Genomic DNA, 22934 nt, shown 5'->3' with positions numbered 1-22934 from the left:
GCGCGTACTCTTTAGTCAATTGGTCGACAAGAACATTGTAATGGTTGCCCATGGTCAGCCGAGAAATTCAGCACCAGGCTGACTTTAGTCTGTGCAATATCATAAGTATACACACCACAAATCGCTTCGCCTTTGGTATGTACTTCTAGCATAACAGAGCGTGCCTTCATCATGTCCATCGCAAAAAACCGCTGTAACACTTCTTCGACAAAATCCATGGTCGTGAAATCGTCATTGTGTAAAAGCACAGCATACATAGGTGGCGGTTTGATGGTGGTCGTGACTTTATTTTTTTGAGTGTCCTTAACTGTAGTCATATTGCTTTTATATATATCTATATTGCTTTATATAAGTTAAAAATACAAAAACCCGTATAAACATGGCTTTTTTGCAAAAGTACCACTAATGGTTGTTGACAATTCGTAACTTTGCACGCATTATTGTTAATGAGTGATTAACAATTGCTCATTTCAGACCTTAGAGTAACACTTTTGTTACTCTAACGATTATAAATATATCAGCAAATTAAGGGCAGTAGTATGTCAGAAGTAAACAGCAACAACGAACAAAAACAACTTGGCACTGTTAAATGGTTTAACGACGCTAAGGGCTTTGGTTTCATCACACCAGAAGCAGGCGGGGAGGACTTGTTCGCCCATTTTTCTTCAATCCAAATGAGCGGTTTCAAAACTCTCAAAGAAGGTCAAAAAGTAAGTTTTATCATTACTGATGGCCCTAAAGGTAAACAAGCCTTAGACATTAACGCCGCTTAATACTTCCTCTTATATTTTCACAAAAACCCAAATTTCTCAATTTGGGTTTTTGTGTTGCTGATTTTTGACATACTTCTTCACCCCTCTCTTTAGTATGCGGCGGTTCCCTGCTTGCCCACGATTAGCGTCGTGGTCACTGGCTAGATTTTATAAATTTTGGCTGAGCGTACACTTTACGTGCTTATTCGCGGGAACCGCCCATGCGCTTGCAGCATCACCTACCCCTACTACCCCTACGGCACCCCCGGCCACAACCAGTACGACTGACCTGCCTTATTACACCTTATGGGTCGCTGATCAAGCGCTCTCCGTGCAATTGGCACGCACGGCCAAACAACGCAGTGATGGCTTAATGTTTCGTAAGCAGCTGGATCCAGCGCAGGGCATGTTATTTGTGTATGTGCGGCCACAAGCACTCTGTTTTTGGATGAAAAACACCACTGTGCCCTTATCGATCGCCTATATAGACGCCAATCTGAGGATTCAAGCCATCTTTGATTTACAGCCCCTTAACGAAGAGACTGTCTGCAGTCCTGCACCTAGCCAGTACGCACTCGAGGTACCTCAGGGTTGGTTTACATCTCGAGCTATCGAGGCCGGTGCTACAATTGTTTTACCTCAATTTTTAACTGGATCATTATGAAAACACCGATTCTATTCGCTAGCCTGGCACTGTCGCTAAGCGCTTGTGTTTCTGCCAATCATACCTCCGATGGTTATGTCAAAACTATCGATCAAACCACCACCCAACCCGAACCTAATCTTGTCGCGGAGTGCCTGAAACGCAAAATTCAAAGTGTCTATCCCGCGGGTAATATGCGCGCTAGCACTGCCAATTTATACGAAGGCAAAATACCCTCTGACAATCCAGATCGCCCATTGGCGCGTATCACTGTCGATGGCTACGCCATTGGCAGCGGCCGTTCTCAACGCGCGCAATTAATTGTTTATCAACCGCAACCTGTGGATCAAGAGATTACCGTCCTGCTTAAATCCTGCCTCTAAGCACTCATTATTCAGAGTTATTGAGCCAAAACCGCTAGGCGTGTTGTTGTGACCCTAACGGCCAGATTTGGCATCGCCCCAAAAGCATATACAGGTTTTTAATTGTCGACAGTGACCCAACGTTGTGCATCTTGTAATTGCAAGCGCAGACGTTGCTCTGGAGCCAAACGTTGCGCCTCGGTCACCACTTGACCCTGCTCATCATAAACAATCGCATAGCCTCGCTGTAACACCGCATTGGGGCTAAGTGCCTGCAACTGTCGCCGTAGCGTTTGCAAGCTTTCGGTATGCCACTGATGAGCATAGCGCATATGATGTTGTAAACGCTGTCCTAGATAATTCAGCGTTTGCTTTTGCCCTTCTAACAGCCCTTGCGTCTGTGTTAAGGCTTGTTGTCTGAGTTGCTGCAAGCGTTGTTCTAGAGACGTCAAGCGTTGTTGTGCTTGCTCTAAGGATGGCTGTAAATATTGGATTTGTTTTTGTTGCCATTGCAAGCTGTGATTTTTTTGCAGTAAAAAGTGCTCAATGCTTTGTTGTAAATGGCTTTGAGCAAATCGCAGCGATTGTAGCGCCTGCCCTAAAAGTTGCTTAGGTGACAATAAACGACCTGCCTGACTATCTAAGGTCATGGCTTTGTAATCCAATAAACGACGCATGCGGTTTGGGATCGTCTGGGCATAATCTTGCAGTCGCTGTCTAAGCGCAAAAATAGGTTCAGTGACTAGCTCAGCCGCCGCCGTCGGCGTTGGCGCACGCACATCTGCCACAAAATCGGCAATCGTAAAATCAGTTTCATGGCCCACACCACTGATAATCGGTAACTCGCAAGCCGCTATTAATCGCGCTAGTGCTTCATCATTAAAGCACCATAAATCCTCCATACTACCTCCGCCCCGTACTAACAGCAGCACATCGACATCACGGCGGCTCATGGCCTGCGCCAAAGCCTCCATCATGGAGGCCGCGGCGTTCGTACCTTGCACTAAGGCAGGATAGAGGTAGATATCCAAATGTGGTGCACGACGTTTGAGTGTTGTCAGCACATCTTGCAACGCCGCCGCCTGCAAAGAGGTAATAATTCCTAGCCGCTGCGGTAGTCGGGGTAAGAGGCGTTTGCGGCTAGCATCTAAAAGTCCTTCTTGTTGCAGTTTAGACTTAATCCGCTCGAATTCGGCATATAAATCGCCGCGCCCAGCGGGTCGCATTTGTTGCACGACTAACTGAAACTCGCCCTTGGCTTGATATAGGGTGGCTTGCGCCAAGACCTCGACTTGAGCGCCCGTACGTGGGCGAAAACTCAAGCCCATTGCTTTGCTACGAAACATCACTGCGCGCACTGCAGCCCTATCATCTTTGAGGACAAAGTAACAATGACCTGATGCCGCTTGCGTGAAACTTGAGATCTCGCCACTAATCCACATCGGGTCAAGATGGTCATCAAGGCACGCACTGACTGTTTGGTTGAGTTGCGACACCGTTAAGACTGAGGGCACTAAAAAGTCCTGATTCATAGATAAAAACTATAAAAATTTACTTGTTATTAAGTTTCTGCATTTGAGTTTTACACACATCGTTATTTTTGCGTATTTGTCTAGGAGAATTAGGGGTTTTAGCGCATTTTTATCAAGCCAATCTTTAAGTAAACAGTATAACCAATTGATTTATATAATATTTTTTGAAATATTTAAAATTGGTTAATTTATAACCAGTAGCGGTCACAGCTAGTAACTACGCTGTTAGTGAGTCGTTTATTCACAAAGTTATGCACAGAAATTGTGCTTAACTTTAACATTACTGTCACATTAAAAGTTATGCACAACACTAAAACACTGGCCATACCATTAGGTACTGTTGGGTACTGTTCGATTAGGCCAGCATAGAGTCGCATAAATTTTCTAAAAACGTTTACACTATCGCATCATTATCGCATACTCACTCGACTAAAATGGACATCATGGTCAATGACTTTTTTGGCCACCTTCTTGAGTTACCTCTATGAAAAAAACCTCAGGTCAACCTTCCCGTCACGATTTTGTGCAACAGCAATGGCAACATAAAACCTGCCTAAGTACATGCCTATTGCCATTTGCTTGGCTGTATATGAGTATCCAAGGGCTGCGGCGCAAACTTTACGACTGGGGACTTAAATCCTCATATCGAGCACCTTGTCCCGTGATTGTAGTTGGTAATATTTATGTTGGTGGCACAGGCAAGACCCCCACCGTCGTGGCACTTGTCAAAGCCTTACAGGCCCGTGGTTGGCAGCCCGCCATTATTAGTCGCGGCTATGGCGTAAAACTCGGTGCCCATGCCCGCAGCGCCTACCAACAAAGCGCTCGCCCGGAGTGCATTGGCGATGAACCCAGCCTGTTAGCCCAATACGCGCCGATTGCTGTGCACCCTGACAGAAAAAAAGCGATTCGCCAAGTTTTTCAGGATTATCCACACACGAATGTCATTATTGCCGATGACGGCTTACAACACTTAGCCATGCAACGCGATCTTGAACTGGTGATTCAAGACGAGCGTGGCATTGGTAATGGCCGTGTCCTGCCGGCCGGTCCCTTACGCGAATCGAAGCAGCGCCTGCAAGACGTCGATTTTGTGATCACTAACAAAAACCATCTCAGTTCGCACCCAAGCCCCAACGCGGTGAGTAGTCGAGCGACCAAGCCGCTGCATTTGACCATGCATATCCAAATCGATGAAATAGTGCATCTAGTCACAGGTCGACGTTTGCCTGTTTCACAATGGTTACAAGAATATGGCCATAGTGCGAGTGATCTATGCGCTATAGCCGCCATTGGCAACCCTCAACGTTTTTTTAGTAGCCTTAAAGAGGCTGGAATCAGCGCTGCAGAACAGCGCTACTTTGCGGATCACCATGTTTTTAACCAAGAGGAGCTACAACAAATCCCGCAAAGTTTAATTGTGATGACCGAGAAAGATGCCGTAAAATGTGCTCAATTTAATGATCCTCGGCTTTGGTTTGTACGCATTAGTAGTCAATTCAGCCGCTCAGATTTTTTTGATATAGTAGAAAACAAACTTAATACTCACCAGAAGGAAGCGTAAATGCACCCCGCCATTCTCAAAACCATGGTTTGCCCACTCACTAAGGGGCCACTTAAATTTGACAAAGACCATAATGAGCTGATCAGTGAGCAAGCCAAATTGGCTTTTCCTATCGAAAACGGTATCCCTATTATGTTGCCCGAAAAAGCTCGCAAACTCGACTAACACGCCGCTATGACCCCTAAGTTTATTGCTATCGTACCGGCTCGCGCGGCTTCTACTCGTCTTCCCAACAAGATGCTCGCGCCGCTCGGTGAGCATCCTTTAGTAGTGCATACGGCGTTACGCGCCTTACGATCGAGCGCCCAAGAAGTCTACGTGGCCACTGATGACCCACAGATTTATGAAGCGGTGGCGGCTGCTGGTATTCAGGTTCTGATGACGCGCAACGACCATCCTTCTGGCACCGATAGACTGGCTGAAGCGGTACAACAACTCGACCTTGATGAACAGACGATAGTGGTCAATGTCCAAGGCGATGAGCCCTTTATTGATCCCGCACTCATTGATCAGGCCGCCCTTTGCTTACACCAACATAGTCAAGCATCGATAGCCACCTGCGCCTATCCTATTGCTAGCTACGAGCAATTATGCAATACCGATACCGTCAAAGTGGTTTGCGCGCAGAATGGCCAAGCCTTATATTTTTCTCGAGCTCCGATCCCATGGAGTCGAGAGGCCTTTAAACAAGCCCCCGCACAATGGCCCGAAGATATCCCCGCCTATCACCATATCGGTTTGTATGCGTATCGCACTCATTTCCTCAAGAAGTTTCCGCAACTGCCACAAGGTCAGCTCGAGCGTCATGAGTGCTTAGAACAATTACGGGCACTTGAACAGGGTTATCAGATACAGGTATTTATCTGTGCCACCCCACCCGCGCCAGGTATTGATAATGCTCAAGATCTGGCCAAGGCACGCGATTATTTTGCTCAACTCAAGCATCAACAATCACAAGTAAAATAGTTTGGTTTACTATATAAAGTGATGTCTAGACAACAATAACTATTATTCGTTAATTTGGAGAATTTATGCGTATTATCCTTTTAGGTCCACCAGGAGCAGGCAAAGGTACTCAAGCCACTTTCATCACAAAAAAATACAATATTCCACAAATTTCAACGGGTGCCATGTTGCGCGCTGCCATCCAAGAGCAGACGGAGTTGGGGCGCTTAGCCAAGCAAGTCATTGAAAAAGGTGAACTCGTCTCCGACGATATTATTATTGGTCTAGTCGAAGAGCGCATCAAACAAGACGACTGCAAAAATGGTTTTTTATTTGATGGTTTTCCTCGCACCATTCCACAGGCGCAAGCCCTAGTCGATCGCCATATCAACATTGATTATGTCATCGAAATCGCGGTTCCAGATTCCGAGATTATCGAGCGTATCAGCGGTCGCCGCGTGCACCCTGCCAGTGGTCGCAGCTATCACATCAAATTTAATCCACCCAAACAAGAAGGTTTGGACGACGAAACGGGTGAAGCCTTAGAACAACGCGACGACGACAAAGAAGAAACCGTTCGTAAACGTCTCGAAGTCTACCAACAGCAAACCCAACCCTTAGTTGATTTTTATTCTAAACTTGCCCAACAACATCAGGCCGACGGCCCTGTCTACAAACGAGTAGATGGCACTGGTCCTGTCGACACGATTAGTCAACGTATTACAGAAGCTTTGAGTTAATCACCCACCCGCTCAAAAAGGAGGTACTGTATGGAAATTGCTAACAAGGTCTTTATCGTCACTGGTGGCGCCTCAGGTCTGGGTCAAGGCACCGCCAAAATGCTTGTCCAAAACGGCGCTAAAGTGGTGATTGCCGATGTCCAAGACGAAGCCGGCCAAGCCACCGCCAAAGAGCTACAACAAACCTTTGTACATTGTGATGTCACCCAAGAACAAGACATCCAAAAAGTGATTGCCGCGGCGCAACAGCAAGGGTCTATTTTTGGCTTAGTCAACTGTGCAGGCATTGCTCCTGCGCAACGCACTGTTGGCAAAAAAGGTCCGCATCAATTGGACTTATTTCAAAAAGTGATTAGCATCAATCTTATTGGTACCTTCAATATGATCCGCTTGGTGGCGGCTCAGATGCAAGGCAATGAGCCCGAAGCCACTGGCGAGCGCGGCGTGATTATCAACACAGCTTCAGTCGCTGCCTACGAGGGCCAAATCGGTCAGGCGGCTTACTCCGCCTCCAAGGGGGGCGTGGTCGGCATGACATTGCCGATTGCACGTGACTTGGCCAGTAGCGGTATTCGTTGCGTCACCATTGCCCCGGGTATCTTCGCCACTCCGATGATGTTTGGTATGCCACAAGAAGTTCAAGACTCTCTCGCGGCCGATATCCCTTTCCCCAAACGTTTAGGCAAACCAGAGGATTATGCCAAACTAGTCCAGAGTATCATTACCAACGAGATGCTCAATGGCGAAACCATCCGTCTGGACGGGGCCATTCGTATGCAACCCAAATAATCCCAAACTAAGCACCATCAGGCCTGCAGTCGGCAGGCCTTTTTAGTTGTATGAGTCTATTTAAATCAGCCGCTACCATTAGCGGCCTTACTTTATTATCACGAATCAGCGGTTTGGCTCGTGATGTTGTGATTGCGCGCACCTTTGGTAGTAATGCCTTAACCGATGCATTTTGGGTCGCTTTTAGAATTCCCAATTTGCTCAGACGCCTCTTTGCTGAGGGCGCTTTTTCACAAGCATTTGTGCCAATATTGGGCGCGCACAAAGAAAAATACAGTGCTAACGAGGTTAAAACTTTAGTCGATCATGTCACGCTGGTGCTCGCCTCCGTGCTCTTACTCGTCAGTATTTTGGGGGCCATCTTCGCTCCGGTGGTCGTTTGGATCATGGCCACTGGCATGGAGCACAGCCAAGACAGTCACAGTCCCTTCGCCTCAGCGGTTTGGATGACCCGTGTCATGTTCCCCTATATCTTTTGTATGTCTTTGGTGGCTCTGGCCTCGGGGGTGCTTAATACCTGGCGCAAATTTGCCATCCCTGCATTTACGCCCATATTGCTCAACCTATCCATGATTGCTTCGTGCTTCTTATGGGTCGATTATTTTTCTGAGCCGATCTACGCCTTGGCCGTGGGGGTGATGATCGGTGGCGTTTTACAATTACTGGTGCAATGGCTGGCTTTACACAAGATTGGGATGTTACCACGCCCACACTTACGTCTTAAAAGCGCCTGGAGCAACCCCTATGTGCGCCGTATTATCAAGCAAATGGGGCCCGCGACATTGGGCGTGTCAGTGGCACAAATCTCTATTCTTATTAATACCAATATCGCCACCTGGCTCCCGGATGGCAGTGTTAGTTGGTTATCCTTTGCGGATCGCCTCATGGAGTTTCCTACCGCCTTGCTAGGTGTTGCCTTAGGGACAGTATTACTGCCCAGTTTATCGGCGGCCTATGCACGCGATGACAAGCAACAATACAGTCATCTCATGGACTGGGGGTTGCGACTTGTCTTCATTCTGGGATTGCCCTGCATGCTGGGTCTAGCCCTACTGGGCAATGGCTTGGTGGCTACCCTCTTTAACTACGGTGCCTTTAAGGCCCAAGACGTAGCACAAACGCAAACCGCTGTTTTTGCCTATGGATTTGGCTTATTAGGGATTCTAAGTGTCAAAATTTTGGCGCCCGGTTTTTATGCTAAACAAGATATTCGCACACCGGTCAAAATCGCTATTTTTGTCTTACTTTGCACACAGCTCATGAATCTGCTGTTCGTACCGCTTTTCAAGCACGCGGGATTAGCCTTATCTATCGGCCTGGGCGCCACCCTTAATGCGCTTTGCTTATATCGTGGTCTGCGCAAAAGGCAGATTTATTTACCTAGCGCTTCTTGGTTACGCTTTTTTATGCAAATCATTCCCGCTCTACTCGCGATGGCCGTCTGGTTATGGTGGTGCGGTCAGCACATTGTCTGGACTCAAGAAGCTCACCACGGTTGGTTATGGCAATTGAGCGCACAATGGCATTATTTCGGGTCTCTGAACTTTGTGATCTGGCGTTTGCTCCTTTTATTTGCGGTCATTGTCAGCAGTGCTGTGCTGTATTTTATTGTCATGAGCTTTTGTGGTATTAAAGCTAAAGACTTGTTGCGCCGCCAGAGCCGCTAAAGGCCTTAGCAGTCGCGTTTTTGAGCGTTTAGACGATTGCTTTAGTCATCAATAAGCGCTTGTTTAATCTCGAAAATATGGTACAATTTAAATCTTTATTAAATTATAGTGCCTCTAAAATTAGAGTACCTTTAAAGTTATAGGACTTATAGTTATAGGACTTATAGTAGGTTTCTAGCATAGAGGCGTTTTAAGCATTAATTTTAAGCATTTATAGCAAGAAATAGCAAAAATGCTTTAGTAGTTAATAGCAAAGTGGGCTAACTTACAGTAGTTGAAGTCGTTGAGTAACTGAGTAGTTGGCCTGTGATTCATTATATTGTTGGCTCTTTTTAGTTCACGATAGCATTATCTAATATCAGGGTGTGTGAGGGAGTGTTTTTGTGAGTCCTTAACTGAATGAGGGCATAGCAAATTGGATCACAAAGATAGACTATAACCTTGAGCTGCCGGATCGGTGCAGCTCCCCCTTAAACAGAGAAGAATTCAGGAAGCTAAATCATATGGCAAATACTAATCAAGCACGTAAACGTGCACGTCAAAACATTGCTCGTAACAAACACAACTCTAGTTTACGTTCTTTAATGCGCACTTCTATCAAGAGCGTTCGTAAACAAATTGAAGCTGGCGACCAAAGCAAAGCAAACGAAGCCTTTGTCAAAGCCACTAGCGTTATTGATCGCGTAGCGGACAAAAATATCATCCACAAAAATAAAGCGGCTCGTCACAAAAGCCGTTTGGCTGCCGCTATCAAGGCAATGACTGCCTAAGCGCTAGGCAATTTCGTCAGATTCTTCTCCAAAAAGCTGCGTTTGCGACGCAGCTTTTTTTGTATTGGCTCGGGCTTGAATCACCAAACATGTCGTTAGCTCTTAGGTTTTATGCACGGCTGGTAAAGCCACTGTTTGCTTTTTAGTAAATAGGTTCTTGAACGCCTTACCGAGCATTATTAACAAAAATACCAACGCATGCACCACTACAATCATCGGTCCTGTGTCTGCATCTAAATAAAAGCTTAAAAACACGCCTAACACGGCCGAACTGACCGAAATCAGCAAGGCCGTCCAGAGCATAGGAGCAAAGCGCTTGCACAACATATAGGCACATGCGCCGGGGGCAATTAATAAAGCGACGACGAGAATCACCCCCACCGCTTGCATGGCGCTGACAATGGTCAAGGACAATAAAGTAAGCAAGGCATAGTGCAGAAAACGCACCGATAGGCCACAAACACGCGCATGGCTGACATCAAAACAAAAAAGCATGAAGTCCTTCCATTTGAGCACAAGCACTGCCAATACCACTAAGGACAAGACAATAGATTGAAGCAATTCTGCTTTGGGGATACCGAGTAAGTTACCAAAAAGAATATGACCTAAGTGCTGATTGGTTTTGATACGGACAAATAACACGATGCCCACCGCAAACATACCGGAAAAGACAATGCCCATGGCGGTATCTTGCTTAAGCCTGGATTGCTGAGTGAGGAAACCTGACAAGCTCGCACATAGCAAACCTGCCACAAATGCGCCCAAGGCCAAGGGCAATTGCCACACAAAAGCCAGCACAATCCCTGGCAATACGGCATGTGAAATAGCATCCCCCATTAGGGACCAACCTTTGAGTACTAAAAAACACGATAAAACAGAGCATACAGCAGCGGTTAATACGGCCACGAACAGGGCCTGGCGCATAAAATCCAGCTCTAAAGGGAGCACAAAAAATTCTTGTAAGAACGACATTATTTCTCCCCTGCTGGTGACTGTTCTGCTTGCTTTAGCTGACGCCAGTGTTGGCTATAACCATATTTAGGGGCAAACAAAAAAGCCAAGACAAAAACGGCTGTTTGAAGGGTGACAATCGTACCACCCGTGGCGCCGTTAAGGAAGTAACTAAGATAAGCGCCTATACCACTACTCAAAACACCTATCACCATGGCAATAGCAATCATTCGTGGAAATTTATCAGTGAGTAAATAGGCCGTAGCCCCTGGTGTAATCACCATCGCAATGACGAGAATGGCGCCGACGGTTTGCAACGCCGCCACCACACTCGCACTTAGTAAGACAAAAAACAACACCTTATAAATGATTGGCCTAATGCCAACGGTCACGGCTTGCACTTCATCGAAAAATACCAATAGCATAGAACGCCAGCAAAACAGCATCACGCAAGCCGTCACTCCCGTAATGATGACAATCTGCCAAATATCAGAATCAGCAATGCCCAGCACATTACCCATAATAATGGTTTGAATCTGAATCTGACTGGGATATAGCGAAATTATCAGCAAGCCCGCGGCAAAAAATGAGGTGAAAATCAAACCAATAATGGTGTCTTCTTTGAGGCGAGTCACGGCACGTATCCATAAAATAGAAAGCGCCGCCAGTAACCCCGAAAAAAATGCACCAAAAGCAAAGGGAAAGGATAAATGATAAGCGAGTGCAACCCCCGGTACGACTGAGTGCGATAAGGCATCACCTATTAAAGACCAACCTTTGAGAATTAAAAAGCAAGACAGCAATGCACAAATACCACCGACGGCCATGCTTACCCATATGGCTTTGTACATAAAGTCATAACTAAAGGGTTCTAAAATCAAGTGCCACATAATTACTGCCTTGGTTTTTTGGGTGGATAAATAAATTGGCCAATGGGTTTATTTTGTTTATCACGCCCGTAAAAGACAGCCGCCCTTTCGTCGTCGGTCAAGACAGTCACTAGACGCTCATCATCATCGTCATGTAAATCTCTGCCACCTAAACTCAAATGACGCAACACACCACCAAAGACTTGGCTGAGATTTTCTTTGGTAAATACTTCTTGTGTCGGGCCATGCAATAATACCGTGCGATTAAGCATGGCGACTTCATCACAAAACTCGGGAATCGTTCCGAGGTTATGCGTTGAGATCAAAATTAAATGGCCTTCATCGCGCAAATCAATGAGCAAACGCATAATCGCATCTTCGGTTTTGACATCCACACCCGTGAAGGGCTCGTCTAATAAAATAATATTGCTTTCTTGAGCCAAGGCACGTGCCAAGAATACGCGTTTCTTTTGGCCGCCAGACAGTTCGCCAATTTGTCGCTGAGCTAAATGCTCTACCCCAACACGTTGTAGTGATGCGTGGACTTTTTCTAGATCGCCTGCCTTGGGGCGGCGCAGCCACCCCATATGACCATAGCGCCCCATCAAGACCACATCTTGGACGGACACAGGGAACTGCCAATCGACCTCTTCGTTTTGGGGTACATAAGCGACTAAATTCTGCTTGAGAGCGGCTTTGACAGTAAGACCATGGATGGCAATCTGCCCTTTTTGGGGGCTGACTAAACCCATAATGGACTTAAACAAGGTCGATTTACCGCTACCATTGACGCCTACAAGCGCACAAATAGAACCCGTATGTAGGCACAAATTTACGTCATAGAGCGCCACATGGCCATTGAGATAGCGTACAGCCACATCTTGGATGGCAATTCCTAGAGGTGGCTGTGGATTGGGATGATTATTGAGCATGCGCTTCAAAACCCTTAACGATGGTACTGACTGTCGTGTTTAATAAATCTAAATAAGTTGGCGTAGGCCCATCACTGGCTGAGAGTGAGTCTACATAAAGGATACCACCGTACGCTGCACCGGTTTCTTTGACTACTTGTTTCATGGGCTTACTAGAGACAGTGCTCTCGCTAAATACAACAGGAATGTGGTGTTGACGCACCGTATCGATGACTTTTTTGACTTGTTGCGGCGTGCCTTCTTGTTCAGAATTAACCGGCCAGAGATAAAGCTCTTTGAAGTCATAATCACGCACTAAATAACTAAACGCCCCCTCACTCGTGACTAACCAACGCTTGCCTTGCGGCACACTAAGCAGTTTTTGCTTGAGTGGCTCTGCCATGGATTTGATTTTTTGGGTGTATTGCTGAGCATTGTGATTGTAGGTGTCGGCATGATCGGGATCATACTTAATCAGTGCCTTGCGGATATTATCGACATAGATTAAAGCGTTTTGCGGAGACATCCATGCATGTGGGTTAGGATCGCCCTTAGCCTCACCATTTTGAATATTGATTGGAGTAATCCCCTCGGTGACGACGACGCTTGGACGATCTTTGATATTGGCATAAAAACGCTCAAACCATTTTTCGAGGTTTAAACCATTATGCAAAATTAGGTCCGCTTGCTGCGCCTTGAGGATGTCTTTGGGTGTCGGTTGATATTCGTGAATCTCAGCCCCCACTTTAGTGATGGACTCTACATCGGCGGCATTGCCTGCCACATTTTGGGCAATATCTTGAATCACCGTAAAGGTCGTCACGACTTTGAGCTTGTCTTTGGCATGAGTAGGCATCGCTGCCACTAATAAACTAGCGGCCACACTCGCCACCAATAATACTTTACGCATAAAAGCACCTATTTGTAAAAATTAACGGAAAATAGCAAGCCAGGTGGATCTGTCTTGCATCCCGTAATTATTACATAAAATGATAATGAGACTTATTATTATTTGATACTTTGTATAAAATTTGTCGTATATATACAAAAAAAGCAAACTTAAGCTTAAGTTTGCCTAGAAATTTGGATTTAAACAAGTGCTTTATGGCTTTGTGCTGAGTATTTAGGCGGTGTTCGAGTCTGCGTCTTGGTTCTCGATCAGACGCAACTCATTATCAGATGCGAAATCCATCAAGAATTGCCACGCCTTAGGTTCAAAGTCCTTGAGGCGGTAATCCACGACCACCGCTCTCACGCCTTCATAAAAACTAGGCGTACAGTAAGGCGAATACGCTAAATGGCTAATTTTGAGACCTGGGGGTTGAAATTGCGACATGACCCCTGCCAACCGTTCCGCCCAGTCACTGGGGCGAAACCGTTTGCCACTTTGGGTTAAACCTTGGATGATTAATTTTTGCACGCGATTAACCTGCTAGTAATTCACTGAAAATTAGCGCTGTAGACCGAAATTATTTTTCTGTGCTATGCTAAAAATTGAATATGAAGCCCTCTAGCCTAATCAAACCATGATAGGCTAAGTGCTCCAAAAAGTTGTTGGCATCCTCAACCATTTATAGCGTTTTGTTATGGTTAGTCGTTGAAGATGTTTTGCTAAAGACCCTATTGTAAACCATTTTATTAAAGAATTCCTTATGGACAGCACATTAGCTAATGGTAAACCCGAGTCACGCTCTGCAATTCGGCATTTCTTGAGACTAGATGACTTCAGTGCCGCAGAGATAAATTACGTACTAAATCGTGCTCGTTTTCTCAAACAAAAATTCAAAAACTACGAGCCGCATATGCCTTTGCATGACCGGACCTTGGCAATGATTTTTGAAAAAGCCAGTACTCGCACTCGTGTCTCTTTTGAGGCGGGTATGTACCAAATGGGCGGCGTGGTCATTAATTTGACCTCGAATGATTCGCAGCTCGGGCGTGCAGAACCCATCGAGGATACAGCTAGAGTGATTTCTCGCATGGTGGATATCGTCATGATCCGTACCTTTGAGCAAACACGTCTCGAAAAATTTGCTGAGCATTCGCGCGTACCTGTGATTAATGGTTTAACCAATGAGTTCCACCCGTGCCAAATTCTGGCGGATTTATTAACCTTTATTGAGCACAAAGGCGATATCAAAGGCAAAACCATCACTTGGATCGGTGACGAAAACAATATGTCTTACACTTGGTTGCAGGCGGCACGTTTACTGGACTTTAAGCTGAATGTCTCTGCACCACAGGGCTATCAATTACAATCTGACCGTATCAGCGCCGCTGAGCGCGCTCACCTAGAAGAATTTGATGATCCAATCGCGGCCTGTAAAGAGGCGGATATGATTACCACCGATGTCTGGACCAGCATGGGCTTTGAAGAAGAAAACGTCAAACGTAAGGCGGCTTTCAAAGATTGGCAAGTAGATCAACGACTCATGCAAGCGGCCAAGCCTGATGCCCTCTTTATGCATTGCTTACCGGCTCATCGCGGCGAAGAAGTCACCGCTGAAGTCATTGATGGCCCACAAAGTGTGGTGTGGGACGAAGCCGAAAATCGTCTGCACGCCCAAAAGGCGCTCATGGAATTTTTATTAGTGGGTGAATGTAAATAACGTCAGTGATGGCTTATGAGATGGTTTATAGATGGTCTATAGAGGACCTATACTGAGCCCAGCAAGCTCCCAAAGACCACTCCTAGTCACTTTATCGATTAATCCTAACCATTAATGCTATACCTTAATTCTTACATTACGCGCAGCAACTACTCCTAGCGATGGATCCAAGCCACAAAACCCCGCCTTCATAGAAGAGCAGGGTTTTGTGATTTTATGGTTTATATTTATGACTGGAGGATTATGACTTCATACTTATTATATGGCGACTGGCGACACGGAGAGTATGAAATGACTGGAGTATGCGGGTAAGCATACAGGTCATGCGATCGAGCAGCTCACTAAATAGTGATTAATAAGACAGTGGATAATATTAGTTATTATTCAATTTCGCCCACACAACTATATATGCAACAATACATAGCAACTCGATAAGCAACGATATAAGCTAAATATCGCACTAAGCACTTAGATAAAAAGAGAAAACCCCTCAAAAAGACAATAAAAAAGCGAAAACCATTTGATTTTCGCTTAAACACAAAGAATTCTGTTGTATAGACTACTTAGATTTATTTTTTAGATTTTTATTTCTGTAAATTTATTCTGTGATTATTCTGACCTGATGAAACTATCTTAGTCTTTATTTTCTGCTCGCTTGCTCTTTAGCATCTGATGGTGGGTGCTACAGGGGTCGAACCTGTGACCTACGCCTTGTAAGGGCGCCGCTCTACCAACTGAGCTAAGCACCCATCGTGCTAAAAATATTATTATATGTGTGTTTTTAAGGTTGTGCAAGCTTTTTTTCCAAAAAATCACTATTTTCTTTAAATTTTTTTGGCAAAAACATTATTTGTGGCTTTTTTTGAACATTCATCAGTGTTAGGCATCAATAAATCTTGATGTACTCTCAATGCTTGGTTAGCCAATCACACAGCCTGATACCCATAAGTATTAATAAACGTGCCTAAACATGACATTTTTAAGTGTTTGCGGCGTATAACCTTAAGCCGTCGTTAACACGCAAGTATCGAAGCCTCTTGTGTACCTTTTGCACCCCGCTATAGAACTGGCCCTAGGCTCAAGCCACATGATGCAATAACAAATTTTATGCTTCCCCATCCGTGGCGACAAAGCTTTACGCAGCCTAGCGGTGGGCGGCAAGCTCACTAAGTGCTTAATTAGCCGACATAAATAATACAAAGAAATAATACAAGACAAATAAAAAAGCCGAATGACTTGTCATTCGGCTTACTGTAAGTGACTAAGCTTGATGTCTATACATCAAAAGACTTACATATTTTCGATCATGACCTCACCGAAGCCTGAGCAGCTAACTTGCGTAGCGCCTTCGAGGATACGAGCAAAGTCATAAGTGACTTTCTTAGAAGCAATTGATTTGCCCATAGATTCGATGATGAGATCAGCCGCTTCGGTCCAACCCATGTGACGTAACATCATTTCGGCAGAAAGGATTTCTGAACCTGGGTTGACGTAGTCTTTGCCAGCATATTTAGGGGCGGTACCGTGGGTAGCTTCGAACATGGCGACGGTATCAGAAAGATTAGCACCCGGAGCAATACCAATACCCCCTACTTGTGCAGCCAGCGCATCGGAAATGTAGTCACCATTGAGGTTGAGTGTAGCCACAACAGAGTACTCGGCTGGACGTAATAAGATTTGTTGTAGGAAGGCATCGGCGATTGAGTCTTTGATGATGATCTCTTTGCCAGTTTTAGGGTTTTTGAATTTGCACCAAGGGCCGCCATCGATAAGTTCAGCACCGAATTCTTTTTGGGCTAAGGCATAAGCCCAATCACGGAATGCACCCTCGGTGTATTTCATGATATTGCCTTTGTGGACAATCGTGACGCTACTACGGTCTTCATCGATTGCGTATTGGATGGCTTTGCGAACTAAACGCTCAGTGCCTTCTTTGGAGACTGGTTTAACACCAATACCAGACGTTTCTGGGAAGCGGATTTTGTTGACGCCTAATTCATCTTGAAGGAATTTGATGAGTTTTTTGGCGTTATCAGATTGGGCTTCGAATTCGATACCGGCATAAATATCTTCAGAGTTTTCGCGGAAGATCACCATATCGGTTTCTTCAGGCTTACGAACAGGTGAAGGCACACCCTTGAAATAACGCACAGGACGTAAACATACATAAAGGTCAAGTTGTTGACGAAGTGCCACGTTAAGAGAGCGAATACCTTTGCCCACTGGTGTAGTCAATGGACCTTTGATAGAGACAATGTATTCACGTACAGCTTCGAGGGTTTCTTCTGGTAACCAAACATCAGAGCCGTAGACTTTGGTAGATTTTTCGCCTGCGTAGACTTCCATCCAGTGAATTTTGCGTTTACCATCGTAAGCTTTTTTGACAGCGGCATCGACCACTTTGATCATGACTGGAGTGATATCGGCACCTGTACCATCGCCTTCGATGAAAGGAATAATCGGTTGATCAGGAACGTTTAAAGAGAAATCATCATTAACTGTTATTTTTTGGCCTTCGCTTGGCACTTTAATATGTTGATAGGACATAATTACTCCATAATTCATTGAATGAAAACATATAAGTAAGCAAAACAGTGCACAATATAGATTGGACTGTCTTAAGTCTTATATATGATTTCATATAGTTTACAATACAAAGTCCATTGACACATTAAACCTGAAAATTTACCTATAAATAAATGGCTTTATTTAATCCTAGTCGTGACCAAGTTCGCGAGTTCTTTATAAATGCCTGGCACAAAAGACAAAAAAGGCAAGTGCTCAGTCCTATCGAGGATATGGCCGTCACTATTATCGAAAAGCATCCCGAGTACCATGCCTTACTAGAAAACAAAGATAGCCAGCACCTTGATTTTTCGGTCGAACAAGGTCAGATGAATCCATTTTTGCATTTATCGATGCATTTGGCGATTTACGAACAGCTACAAGTCGATAGTCCAAAAGGCATTTGCGATATTTACAAACAATTAGTCGCTAAAAGCAATGAGCATACGGCGATTCACGAGATTATCGAAGCTCTCGGTCAGGTCATATGGGAAGCCCAACGTCATCAGGCGCCTCTGGACAATGAACGCTATCTTGAACTACTCAGACAAAGGTTGCGTCGCCATTAACACCTGAACACGAATTGCCACAAGCAATCATCTGGATTGCTTTTTAGAGTCTAATTATGATGAATTCAAGCGCCCAATCCTCTGCCTCTTCTCACGAACCTAGTTTTATCCGTAGTATTGAAGGGGTTGAGGAATACACCTTAAACAATGGTTTACAGGTCCTGTTAATCCCTGATCAGGACAAGGCCACAATGCTAGTGAATATGGTGTATAAGGTGGGTGCACGACACGAGCAAGCCGGACAATCCGGTATTGCGCACTTTTTGGAGCATTATTGCTTTAAAGGCACCGCTAAATATCCAGAGCCCTTACAGAGTTTTCAGAGTCGGGGGATTCAAGCCAATGCCTCCACCAGTTTTGACCGAACCAATTTTTATGCGGTCTTTGCGGCCGAAGAAGAGAATCTGGACTGGTATTTAGGTTGGCAAGCCGATCTCATGCAAAACCTCAAGATTAAGCAGCAAGACCTAAAGACTGAACTTAAGGTTATCCTCGATGAAAAGGCCAACAATCACAATCATCCCTTGGTGGTATTAGCCGAAAAAATGCACAATATGGTGTTTGCTCAACATCCCTATGGCAGACCCATGATTGGTTCAAATTTTGACCTCAACCGCATCACCTCAAGCCAAGTCAACGATTTTTATCAACGCTATTATCGTCCTTATCATGCCGTCTTAGTGGTAAGTGGACAGTTTGATCCACAAACTGCCTTAGCGCTGATTATGAAACATTTTGCGGCGATTCCGGGCGCCACACGGAATGAAACCTCGCACACGCTCCCTCCCTATACTAATGAGAGAATCCAACGGGGTGAACGTCATGTTATTTTGCGGGGACCCGAAGAACAGTCATACATGATGTTCATGTATTTGCAACCACCCGCCGCCACCAGAGAGGCGGTGTGGCTTCGTCTAGCCGTTGATATGATCACCGAAGCGCCTTCGGGTCCACTTTATAAGGAATTCGTGCTTAAAGGCCATGTCAATGCCAGTATTGGTCAAGTGCAGTGTTACCACGACTATAGTTTGGCCTCCTTTACCCTGGTTCTCAATCAGGATGCCAAGCGCCGCAGGGTTTACAACAAATTACAACATTTACTTGAACATTCGGCTGCTTATTACTTTACCCAAAAGCAACTGGATCGTGTGCGTAAGCAATGGCTCAACCAATGGCGCCAATTATTCAATGATACGATCAATTTAGGTTTAGGCCTGACAGAAGCGATTGCCACAGGGGACTGGCGTTTGTTCTTTTGGGAACGCCAAGAAGTTGAAGGCGCCAACTTAGCGGATATTAAGGCCATTGTGGGCAAGTATTGGTTAGCCAGTAATCGTAATTCAGGGCAATTTATCGGTCAGTCGATTGCTCCCGTCAAATTTGTACCGTTTATTGCACCGCCCAATATCGAAGAATTGCTACAGGACTTTGAGGGCCAAACGCAAGCGCCGCAAAATTCAGCATTTGATAGCAGCATTACGAATATTCAGCGGCAAACTATCGTCAAACAACACGAGCTACCGCAGGGCAAGATTAAATTTGCCATCTTACCGAAAGAAAATCGCGGTCAGTATGTTTATTTAAGTTATTGTTTATTGGCGGGGCAAGCAGAAGATTACCGTAACCAAGCACTGGTGCGCGAATTTGCTGTGGAGCTGTTGTATGCGGGCACCACCTCTCTGAAACGCCAAAAACTCTATGACCGCCTCGATAAATTAGAAGCACTGTTAAATTTTCATGCCGAGAACAATAGTCTGGTGGTGAGCTTGCATTGCCCCGTAGAGCGCTTGGCCAAAGCTCTTAAATTGAGCTTTAAGATCATTCGTGACGCTAATTTTGATGAAGAAGAACTGCAGTTAGCCAAACAAAAAAATCTGGCGATGTTGCAAGCGCAAAAATCCAATCCAGCCTACCTGATGCAAAATACGCTCGAGCGTCATTTTTATCAATATGAGAAGCTTGACTGTCGTTACTCGCCAACCATTCAAGAAAAAATCGATCGCCTTGAAGCCCTCACCCGTCAAGAGTTGCTTGACTTTAAAGACAAATTCTACGGTGTTAATCGGGTCTTGGTGAGTGCTGTCGGTCCTCTAGATCCCAAAGCTGTGCAGCAGTTATTTATCGATGAAATGAAGGATTGGCCAGCCGCCCTGCCCTATCGTTTTATACCGATAGATGTGCCACACGTCAGCAGTAATTTTTATTATATCCAGACGGTTAATACCGAAAATGTGCAATATTTAGGGACTCATATCTTTGGGATTGATAGCGCCGGCCCTGATTATGCCCCTTTATTATTGGCTAATCATATTTTGGGCGGTGGTCCAGGCTCTGTGTTGTGGCGTGATATACGCGTTGCCAAGGGCTATTCCTACCATATAGAAAGCGAACTCAGCCCAAGTCACAGAGATCAGCGCTGTGGCTGGAATCTAAATGCCAGTTTTGCTATAGAGGACTATCCCGAGGTGTTGGACTTAATTAAGCAAAGTATTGATAGGTGTGCCCAGCCTCACGAAATCACCCAAGAGCAATTGAATTCGGCACGCCAAGACCTCCTCAAGCAATTCAGTCTGCATCGTGCTAATGACAGTATTTTGAATTTAATCATGATGCGCAACCTAAAAAATCATCACTGTTTTGATTGGCAAGCGCAGCTCGAAGAGAACCTTCAACGCTGCAGCTTAGCCGATGTACAGCGTTGCTTTAAACGGTATTTACAGAGCGCTTTCTTGTCTGAGGCCGTCGCGAGTGACTTTCAACAACACTGTCATTTAAAAACGTAAGTTTTTACAAAAAATTCTAGACAAGCTTTAAAAAATCATGCTATAGTTACAAACTTAATGCTTTAAGTGCACTCGTGGTGAAATAGGTAGACACAAGAGACTTAAAATCTCTCGGGCATTGCGCCCGTGCCGGTTCGATTCCGGCCGAGTGCACCAGTGGCAAAACTTATAAGGAAGCTTGGCAGAGTGGTTGAATGCACCGGTCTTGAAAACCGGCGAGGGTTAATAGCCCTCCGTGAGTTCGAATCTCACAGCTTCCGCCAGAATTTTAAGTGATATTTTTAGCCCTTGGTGACTTCATCAAGGGCTTTTTGTTTGACGGTTTTCGAAGTGCGGATGGGCTGTTTATAAAGTTGTGACACATAAAAGTCAATGACTAAGCTACCCTATCTTTAGTACATGCAATAAAACATCCCTGCGATCACCACTCCTGATAACAACAACACCAAAACACAAAACCCCATGATATCCTTGGCCTTGAGTCCAGCAATCGCTAAGGCTGGTAACGCCCAGAAAGGTTGAATCATATTTGTCCACGCATCGCCCCAGGCCACGGCCATGGCGGTTTTGGCCTGGTCTAAGCCCAAGGCTTGGGTCGCTTCGATCATGATGGGCGCTTGCACTTGCCATTGCCCACCACCACTAGGAATAAAAAAGTTCAATACACCAGCACTCATAAACGCCAATGTATAAAAATTGCTCTCCGTCGAGATACTCAGCAAGGCATGCGTGATTTGTTGTGCCAATCCTGAATGCACCATCATGCCCATCAATCCGGCATAAAAAGGAAATTGAATTAGAATGGGACCCACACCGGCAGCCGCTTCTTGCACGGCATTAATATAGCTTCGCGGAGTTTTGTGCAAAATTAAGCCTACAAATAAAAATATAAAATTCACTATATTAAGATTCAGGGCATTAATGACGCTGTTTTTTTCGATGAAATAATAAATAACATAGACAAGCCCGACAATGCCAATCAGGTAATTAAGGAAGACACTATGTTCAAGTCTCTGGGCGGGACTAAGTGCAGACTTGTTATCGGCGACTTCAGGGGCAGGCTCCTGCAGCAATTGACGATCAATAATAAAGCGCTCTTGAGGCCGCGGGTGCATAAAATAATTTAAGGCCGTAATGGCGAGCACCACGACCATCACTAGTAATAGGTTTTCATAAGTAAACACAGTGCGTGTCATAGGAATGACACCAATTTGCTTTACAAAATTATGATCTGACGTCGCAATCGTGAGCGGAATCGAGCCCGCTAAGCCACCATGCCAAATCAAAAAGCCTGAATAAGCACTTGCAATCAGCAAACGATAATCAGTATCCTGGCGTTGCCGCGCCACCTCTTTGGCGAGCAACACTCCGATTACCAAACCAAAGCCCCAATTAATCCAGGACGCCAACATCGCTATTAAGGTCACGAGAATAATAGTGCCGCCCGCCGTTTTTGGCAGATTGGCTAAGCGATACAATAAGCGCCGTACTGGCAGACTTTTGGCCATTACATGGCCTGTCAATAAGACCATAGCCATTTGTAAGGTAAAGGCTAGTAATTGCCAAAATCCGTCCCCAAAATAATGAATCATTTGCAAGGGTGTAGCACTTGTGCTCAGCGAAGCCAGGCATAAAACCAATAAACTAAGCAAAATGACAAAAATCAATGGATCAGGTAAATAGCGTTCCATCAGACGCGTCGATAAACGAGTAAGAATGCGCAACATATTGTGCCCCCTCAAAATGACTGTCAATAACACCCTATTTATACTTGTTCCAAACGCATTCTTATATGCTTATTACCCCTAGTGAAGCCTGTGATTGGCGCTTTTATTGAGGGACTTGTAGACACAAAAAAACCTAGGCGCGGCGCCTAGGCTGAGTCATGAGGGTTCTTGCGCTTAAGCGAATAG

General features: G+C 45.2%; 22 protein-coding genes and 3 tRNA genes. 15 read left to right on the top strand and 10 right to left on the bottom strand.

Annotated elements, in window-relative coordinates; translation table 11 throughout:
* Positions 1 to 11: 11 nt before the first annotated feature.
* Positions 12 to 317: an ATP-dependent Clp protease adapter ClpS gene (gene clpS, locus Q335_RS0105815; RefSeq protein WP_028357823.1), complete on the bottom strand. Its 306-nt coding sequence runs from the start codon at positions 315 to 317 to the stop codon at positions 12 to 14.
* 222 nt (positions 318 to 539) lie between these two features.
* Here clpS and Q335_RS0105810 point away from each other — a divergent pair, with 222 nt between their 5' ends.
* From Q335_RS0105810 to Q335_RS0105800, 3 genes are all read left to right on the top strand, one after another.
* Positions 540 to 773 carry a cold-shock protein gene (locus Q335_RS0105810; protein WP_028357822.1) on the top strand — a complete coding sequence of 78 codons (234 nt, stop codon included), beginning with the start codon at positions 540 to 542 and terminating at the stop codon, positions 771 to 773.
* Between the two features lie 94 nt (positions 774 to 867).
* Positions 868 to 1416 carry a DUF192 domain-containing protein gene (locus Q335_RS10130; protein ID WP_084493553.1) on the top strand — a complete coding sequence of 183 codons (549 nt, stop codon included), beginning with the start codon at positions 868 to 870 and terminating at the stop codon, positions 1414 to 1416.
* The gene (locus Q335_RS0105800) at positions 1413 to 1778 is read left to right on the top strand and encodes a hypothetical protein (RefSeq protein WP_028357821.1); all 366 of its coding nucleotides are present in this window, start codon (positions 1413 to 1415) and stop codon (positions 1776 to 1778) included. Before Q335_RS10130 ends, Q335_RS0105800 begins: the two co-directional genes overlap by 4 nt.
* 98 nt (positions 1779 to 1876) lie before the next feature.
* On the opposite strand, the gene xseA is transcribed toward Q335_RS0105800, so the two are convergent.
* Positions 1877 to 3289, bottom strand: coding sequence for an exodeoxyribonuclease VII large subunit (gene xseA / locus Q335_RS0105795; protein ID WP_028357820.1), 1413 nt, complete (start codon positions 3287 to 3289; stop codon positions 1877 to 1879).
* A gap of 484 nt (positions 3290 to 3773) precedes the next feature.
* On the opposite strand from xseA, the gene lpxK reads away from it, so the two are divergent.
* From lpxK to rpsT, 7 genes are all read left to right on the top strand, one after another.
* Positions 3774 to 4853 carry a tetraacyldisaccharide 4'-kinase gene (gene lpxK / locus Q335_RS0105790; RefSeq protein WP_028357819.1) on the top strand — a complete coding sequence of 360 codons (1080 nt, stop codon included), beginning with the start codon at positions 3774 to 3776 and terminating at the stop codon, positions 4851 to 4853.
* The gene (locus tag Q335_RS10340; RefSeq protein WP_156929891.1) at positions 4854 to 5018 is read left to right on the top strand and encodes a Trm112 family protein; all 165 of its coding nucleotides are present in this window, start codon (positions 4854 to 4856) and stop codon (positions 5016 to 5018) included.
* 9 nt (positions 5019 to 5027) lie between these two features.
* Entirely contained in the window at positions 5028 to 5819 is a 792-nt protein-coding gene (kdsB, locus tag Q335_RS0105780) for a 3-deoxy-manno-octulosonate cytidylyltransferase (protein ID WP_028357818.1), read from the top strand.
* 65 nt (positions 5820 to 5884) lie between these two features.
* A complete protein-coding gene (adk, locus tag Q335_RS0105775) occupies positions 5885 to 6538 on the top strand; it encodes an adenylate kinase (protein WP_028357817.1) in 654 nt (217 codons plus the stop codon).
* A 30-nt stretch (positions 6539 to 6568) separates the two neighbouring features.
* The gene (locus Q335_RS0105770) at positions 6569 to 7327 is read left to right on the top strand and encodes a 3-hydroxyacyl-CoA dehydrogenase (protein WP_028357816.1); all 759 of its coding nucleotides are present in this window, start codon (positions 6569 to 6571) and stop codon (positions 7325 to 7327) included.
* Between the two features lie 50 nt (positions 7328 to 7377).
* Positions 7378 to 8994, top strand: a complete 1617-nt coding sequence (gene murJ / locus Q335_RS0105765; protein WP_028357815.1) for a murein biosynthesis integral membrane protein MurJ — start codon at positions 7378 to 7380, stop codon at positions 8992 to 8994.
* 503 nt (positions 8995 to 9497) lie between these two features.
* Complete coding sequence (gene rpsT / locus Q335_RS0105760; protein WP_028357814.1) at positions 9498 to 9764, top strand: 30S ribosomal protein S20; 267 nt, start codon at positions 9498 to 9500, stop codon at positions 9762 to 9764.
* A gap of 102 nt (positions 9765 to 9866) precedes the next feature.
* On the opposite strand, the gene Q335_RS0105755 is transcribed toward rpsT, so the two are convergent.
* The 5 genes from Q335_RS0105755 to Q335_RS0105735 all read right to left on the bottom strand — a co-directional run bounded on the left by Q335_RS0105755 (position 9867) and on the right by Q335_RS0105735 (position 13915).
* Entirely contained in the window at positions 9867 to 10736 is an 870-nt protein-coding gene (locus Q335_RS0105755) for a metal ABC transporter permease (RefSeq protein WP_028357813.1), read from the bottom strand.
* Complete coding sequence (locus Q335_RS0105750; protein WP_028357812.1) at positions 10736 to 11605, bottom strand: metal ABC transporter permease; 870 nt, start codon at positions 11603 to 11605, stop codon at positions 10736 to 10738. Before Q335_RS0105750 ends, Q335_RS0105755 begins: the two co-directional genes overlap by 1 nt.
* Before the next feature lie 2 nt (positions 11606 to 11607).
* Positions 11608 to 12516 carry a metal ABC transporter ATP-binding protein gene (locus Q335_RS0105745; RefSeq protein WP_051532328.1) on the bottom strand — a complete coding sequence of 303 codons (909 nt, stop codon included), beginning with the start codon at positions 12514 to 12516 and terminating at the stop codon, positions 11608 to 11610.
* Positions 12506 to 13405, bottom strand: coding sequence for a metal ABC transporter substrate-binding protein (locus Q335_RS0105740; RefSeq protein ID WP_028357810.1), 900 nt, complete (start codon positions 13403 to 13405; stop codon positions 12506 to 12508). The genes Q335_RS0105745 and Q335_RS0105740 overlap by 11 nt, the downstream gene beginning before the upstream one ends.
* Before the next feature lie 213 nt (positions 13406 to 13618).
* A complete protein-coding gene (locus tag Q335_RS0105735) occupies positions 13619 to 13915 on the bottom strand; it encodes a DUF3579 domain-containing protein (protein ID WP_028357809.1) in 297 nt (98 codons plus the stop codon).
* Between the two features lie 232 nt (positions 13916 to 14147).
* Between Q335_RS0105735 and argF the strand changes: the two genes are divergently transcribed.
* Positions 14148 to 15104, top strand: a complete 957-nt coding sequence (gene argF, locus Q335_RS0105730) for an ornithine carbamoyltransferase (protein ID WP_028357808.1) — start codon at positions 14148 to 14150, stop codon at positions 15102 to 15104.
* Positions 15105 to 15777: 673 nt separating this feature from the next.
* Here the strand turns inward: argF and Q335_RS0105725 are convergent.
* Both Q335_RS0105725 and icd read right to left on the bottom strand, forming a co-directional pair.
* A tRNA-Val gene (locus Q335_RS0105725) sits at positions 15778 to 15853 on the bottom strand.
* Positions 15854 to 16394: 541 nt separating this feature from the next.
* On the bottom strand, positions 16395 to 17651 hold the full coding sequence (icd, locus tag Q335_RS0105715; RefSeq protein WP_028357807.1) for an NADP-dependent isocitrate dehydrogenase: 1257 nt from the start codon (positions 17649 to 17651) through the stop codon (positions 16395 to 16397).
* A gap of 152 nt (positions 17652 to 17803) precedes the next feature.
* On the opposite strand from icd, the gene Q335_RS0105710 reads away from it, so the two are divergent.
* From Q335_RS0105710 to Q335_RS0105695, 4 genes are all read left to right on the top strand, one after another.
* Entirely contained in the window at positions 17804 to 18238 is a 435-nt protein-coding gene (locus tag Q335_RS0105710; protein WP_028357806.1) for a DUF1841 family protein, read from the top strand.
* Between the two features lie 56 nt (positions 18239 to 18294).
* On the top strand, positions 18295 to 21021 hold the full coding sequence (locus Q335_RS0105705; protein ID WP_028357805.1) for a M16 family metallopeptidase: 2727 nt from the start codon (positions 18295 to 18297) through the stop codon (positions 21019 to 21021).
* Positions 21022 to 21089: 68 nt separating this feature from the next.
* A tRNA-Leu gene (locus Q335_RS0105700) sits at positions 21090 to 21177 on the top strand.
* Between the two features lie 16 nt (positions 21178 to 21193).
* Positions 21194 to 21284, top strand: a tRNA-Ser gene (locus Q335_RS0105695).
* 129 nt (positions 21285 to 21413) lie between these two features.
* On the opposite strand, the gene Q335_RS0105690 is transcribed toward Q335_RS0105695, so the two are convergent.
* On the bottom strand, positions 21414 to 22748 hold the full coding sequence (locus tag Q335_RS0105690) for a short-chain fatty acid transporter (protein ID WP_211248247.1): 1335 nt from the start codon (positions 22746 to 22748) through the stop codon (positions 21414 to 21416).
* Positions 22749 to 22934 lie beyond the last annotated feature (186 nt).

This window comes from Brackiella oedipodis DSM 13743 (genome assembly GCF_000621025.1).
GTDB lineage: Bacteria > Pseudomonadota > Gammaproteobacteria > Burkholderiales > Burkholderiaceae_B > Oligella > Oligella oedipodis.
The sequence above is the reverse complement of the archived record's forward strand: the minus strand, read 5'-3'. Positions and strand labels throughout refer to the sequence as shown.

Bases quoted from the DNA above. Each gene is read 5' to 3' on its own strand.
- clpS (WP_028357823.1), bottom strand. From the start codon at position 317: ATGACTACAGTTAAGGACACTCAAAAAAATAAAGTCACGACCACCATC.
- Q335_RS0105810 (WP_028357822.1), top strand. From the start codon at position 540: ATGTCAGAAGTAAACAGCAACAACGAACAAAAACAACTTGGCACTGTT.
- Q335_RS10130 (WP_084493553.1), top strand. From the start codon at position 868: ATGCGGCGGTTCCCTGCTTGCCCACGATTAGCGTCGTGGTCACTGGCT.
- Q335_RS0105800 (WP_028357821.1), top strand. From the start codon at position 1,413: ATGAAAACACCGATTCTATTCGCTAGCCTGGCACTGTCGCTAAGCGCT.
- xseA (WP_028357820.1), bottom strand. From the start codon at position 3,289: ATGAATCAGGACTTTTTAGTGCCCTCAGTCTTAACGGTGTCGCAACTC.
- lpxK (WP_028357819.1), top strand. From the start codon at position 3,774: ATGAAAAAAACCTCAGGTCAACCTTCCCGTCACGATTTTGTGCAACAG.
- Q335_RS10340 (WP_156929891.1), top strand. From the start codon at position 4,854: ATGCACCCCGCCATTCTCAAAACCATGGTTTGCCCACTCACTAAGGGG.
- kdsB (WP_028357818.1), top strand. From the start codon at position 5,028: ATGACCCCTAAGTTTATTGCTATCGTACCGGCTCGCGCGGCTTCTACT.
- adk (WP_028357817.1), top strand. From the start codon at position 5,885: ATGCGTATTATCCTTTTAGGTCCACCAGGAGCAGGCAAAGGTACTCAA.
- Q335_RS0105770 (WP_028357816.1), top strand. From the start codon at position 6,569: ATGGAAATTGCTAACAAGGTCTTTATCGTCACTGGTGGCGCCTCAGGT.
- murJ (WP_028357815.1), top strand. From the start codon at position 7,378: ATGAGTCTATTTAAATCAGCCGCTACCATTAGCGGCCTTACTTTATTA.
- rpsT (WP_028357814.1), top strand. From the start codon at position 9,498: ATGGCAAATACTAATCAAGCACGTAAACGTGCACGTCAAAACATTGCT.
- Q335_RS0105755 (WP_028357813.1), bottom strand. From the start codon at position 10,736: ATGTCGTTCTTACAAGAATTTTTTGTGCTCCCTTTAGAGCTGGATTTT.
- Q335_RS0105750 (WP_028357812.1), bottom strand. From the start codon at position 11,605: ATGTGGCACTTGATTTTAGAACCCTTTAGTTATGACTTTATGTACAAA.
- Q335_RS0105745 (WP_051532328.1), bottom strand. From the start codon at position 12,516: ATGCTCAATAATCATCCCAATCCACAGCCACCTCTAGGAATTGCCATC.
- Q335_RS0105740 (WP_028357810.1), bottom strand. From the start codon at position 13,405: ATGCGTAAAGTATTATTGGTGGCGAGTGTGGCCGCTAGTTTATTAGTG.
- argF (WP_028357808.1), top strand. From the start codon at position 14,148: ATGGACAGCACATTAGCTAATGGTAAACCCGAGTCACGCTCTGCAATT.
- icd (WP_028357807.1), bottom strand. From the start codon at position 17,651: ATGTCCTATCAACATATTAAAGTGCCAAGCGAAGGCCAAAAAATAACA.
- Q335_RS0105710 (WP_028357806.1), top strand. From the start codon at position 17,804: ATGGCTTTATTTAATCCTAGTCGTGACCAAGTTCGCGAGTTCTTTATA.
- Q335_RS0105705 (WP_028357805.1), top strand. From the start codon at position 18,295: ATGATGAATTCAAGCGCCCAATCCTCTGCCTCTTCTCACGAACCTAGT.
- Q335_RS0105690 (WP_211248247.1), bottom strand. From the start codon at position 22,748: ATGTTGCGCATTCTTACTCGTTTATCGACGCGTCTGATGGAACGCTAT.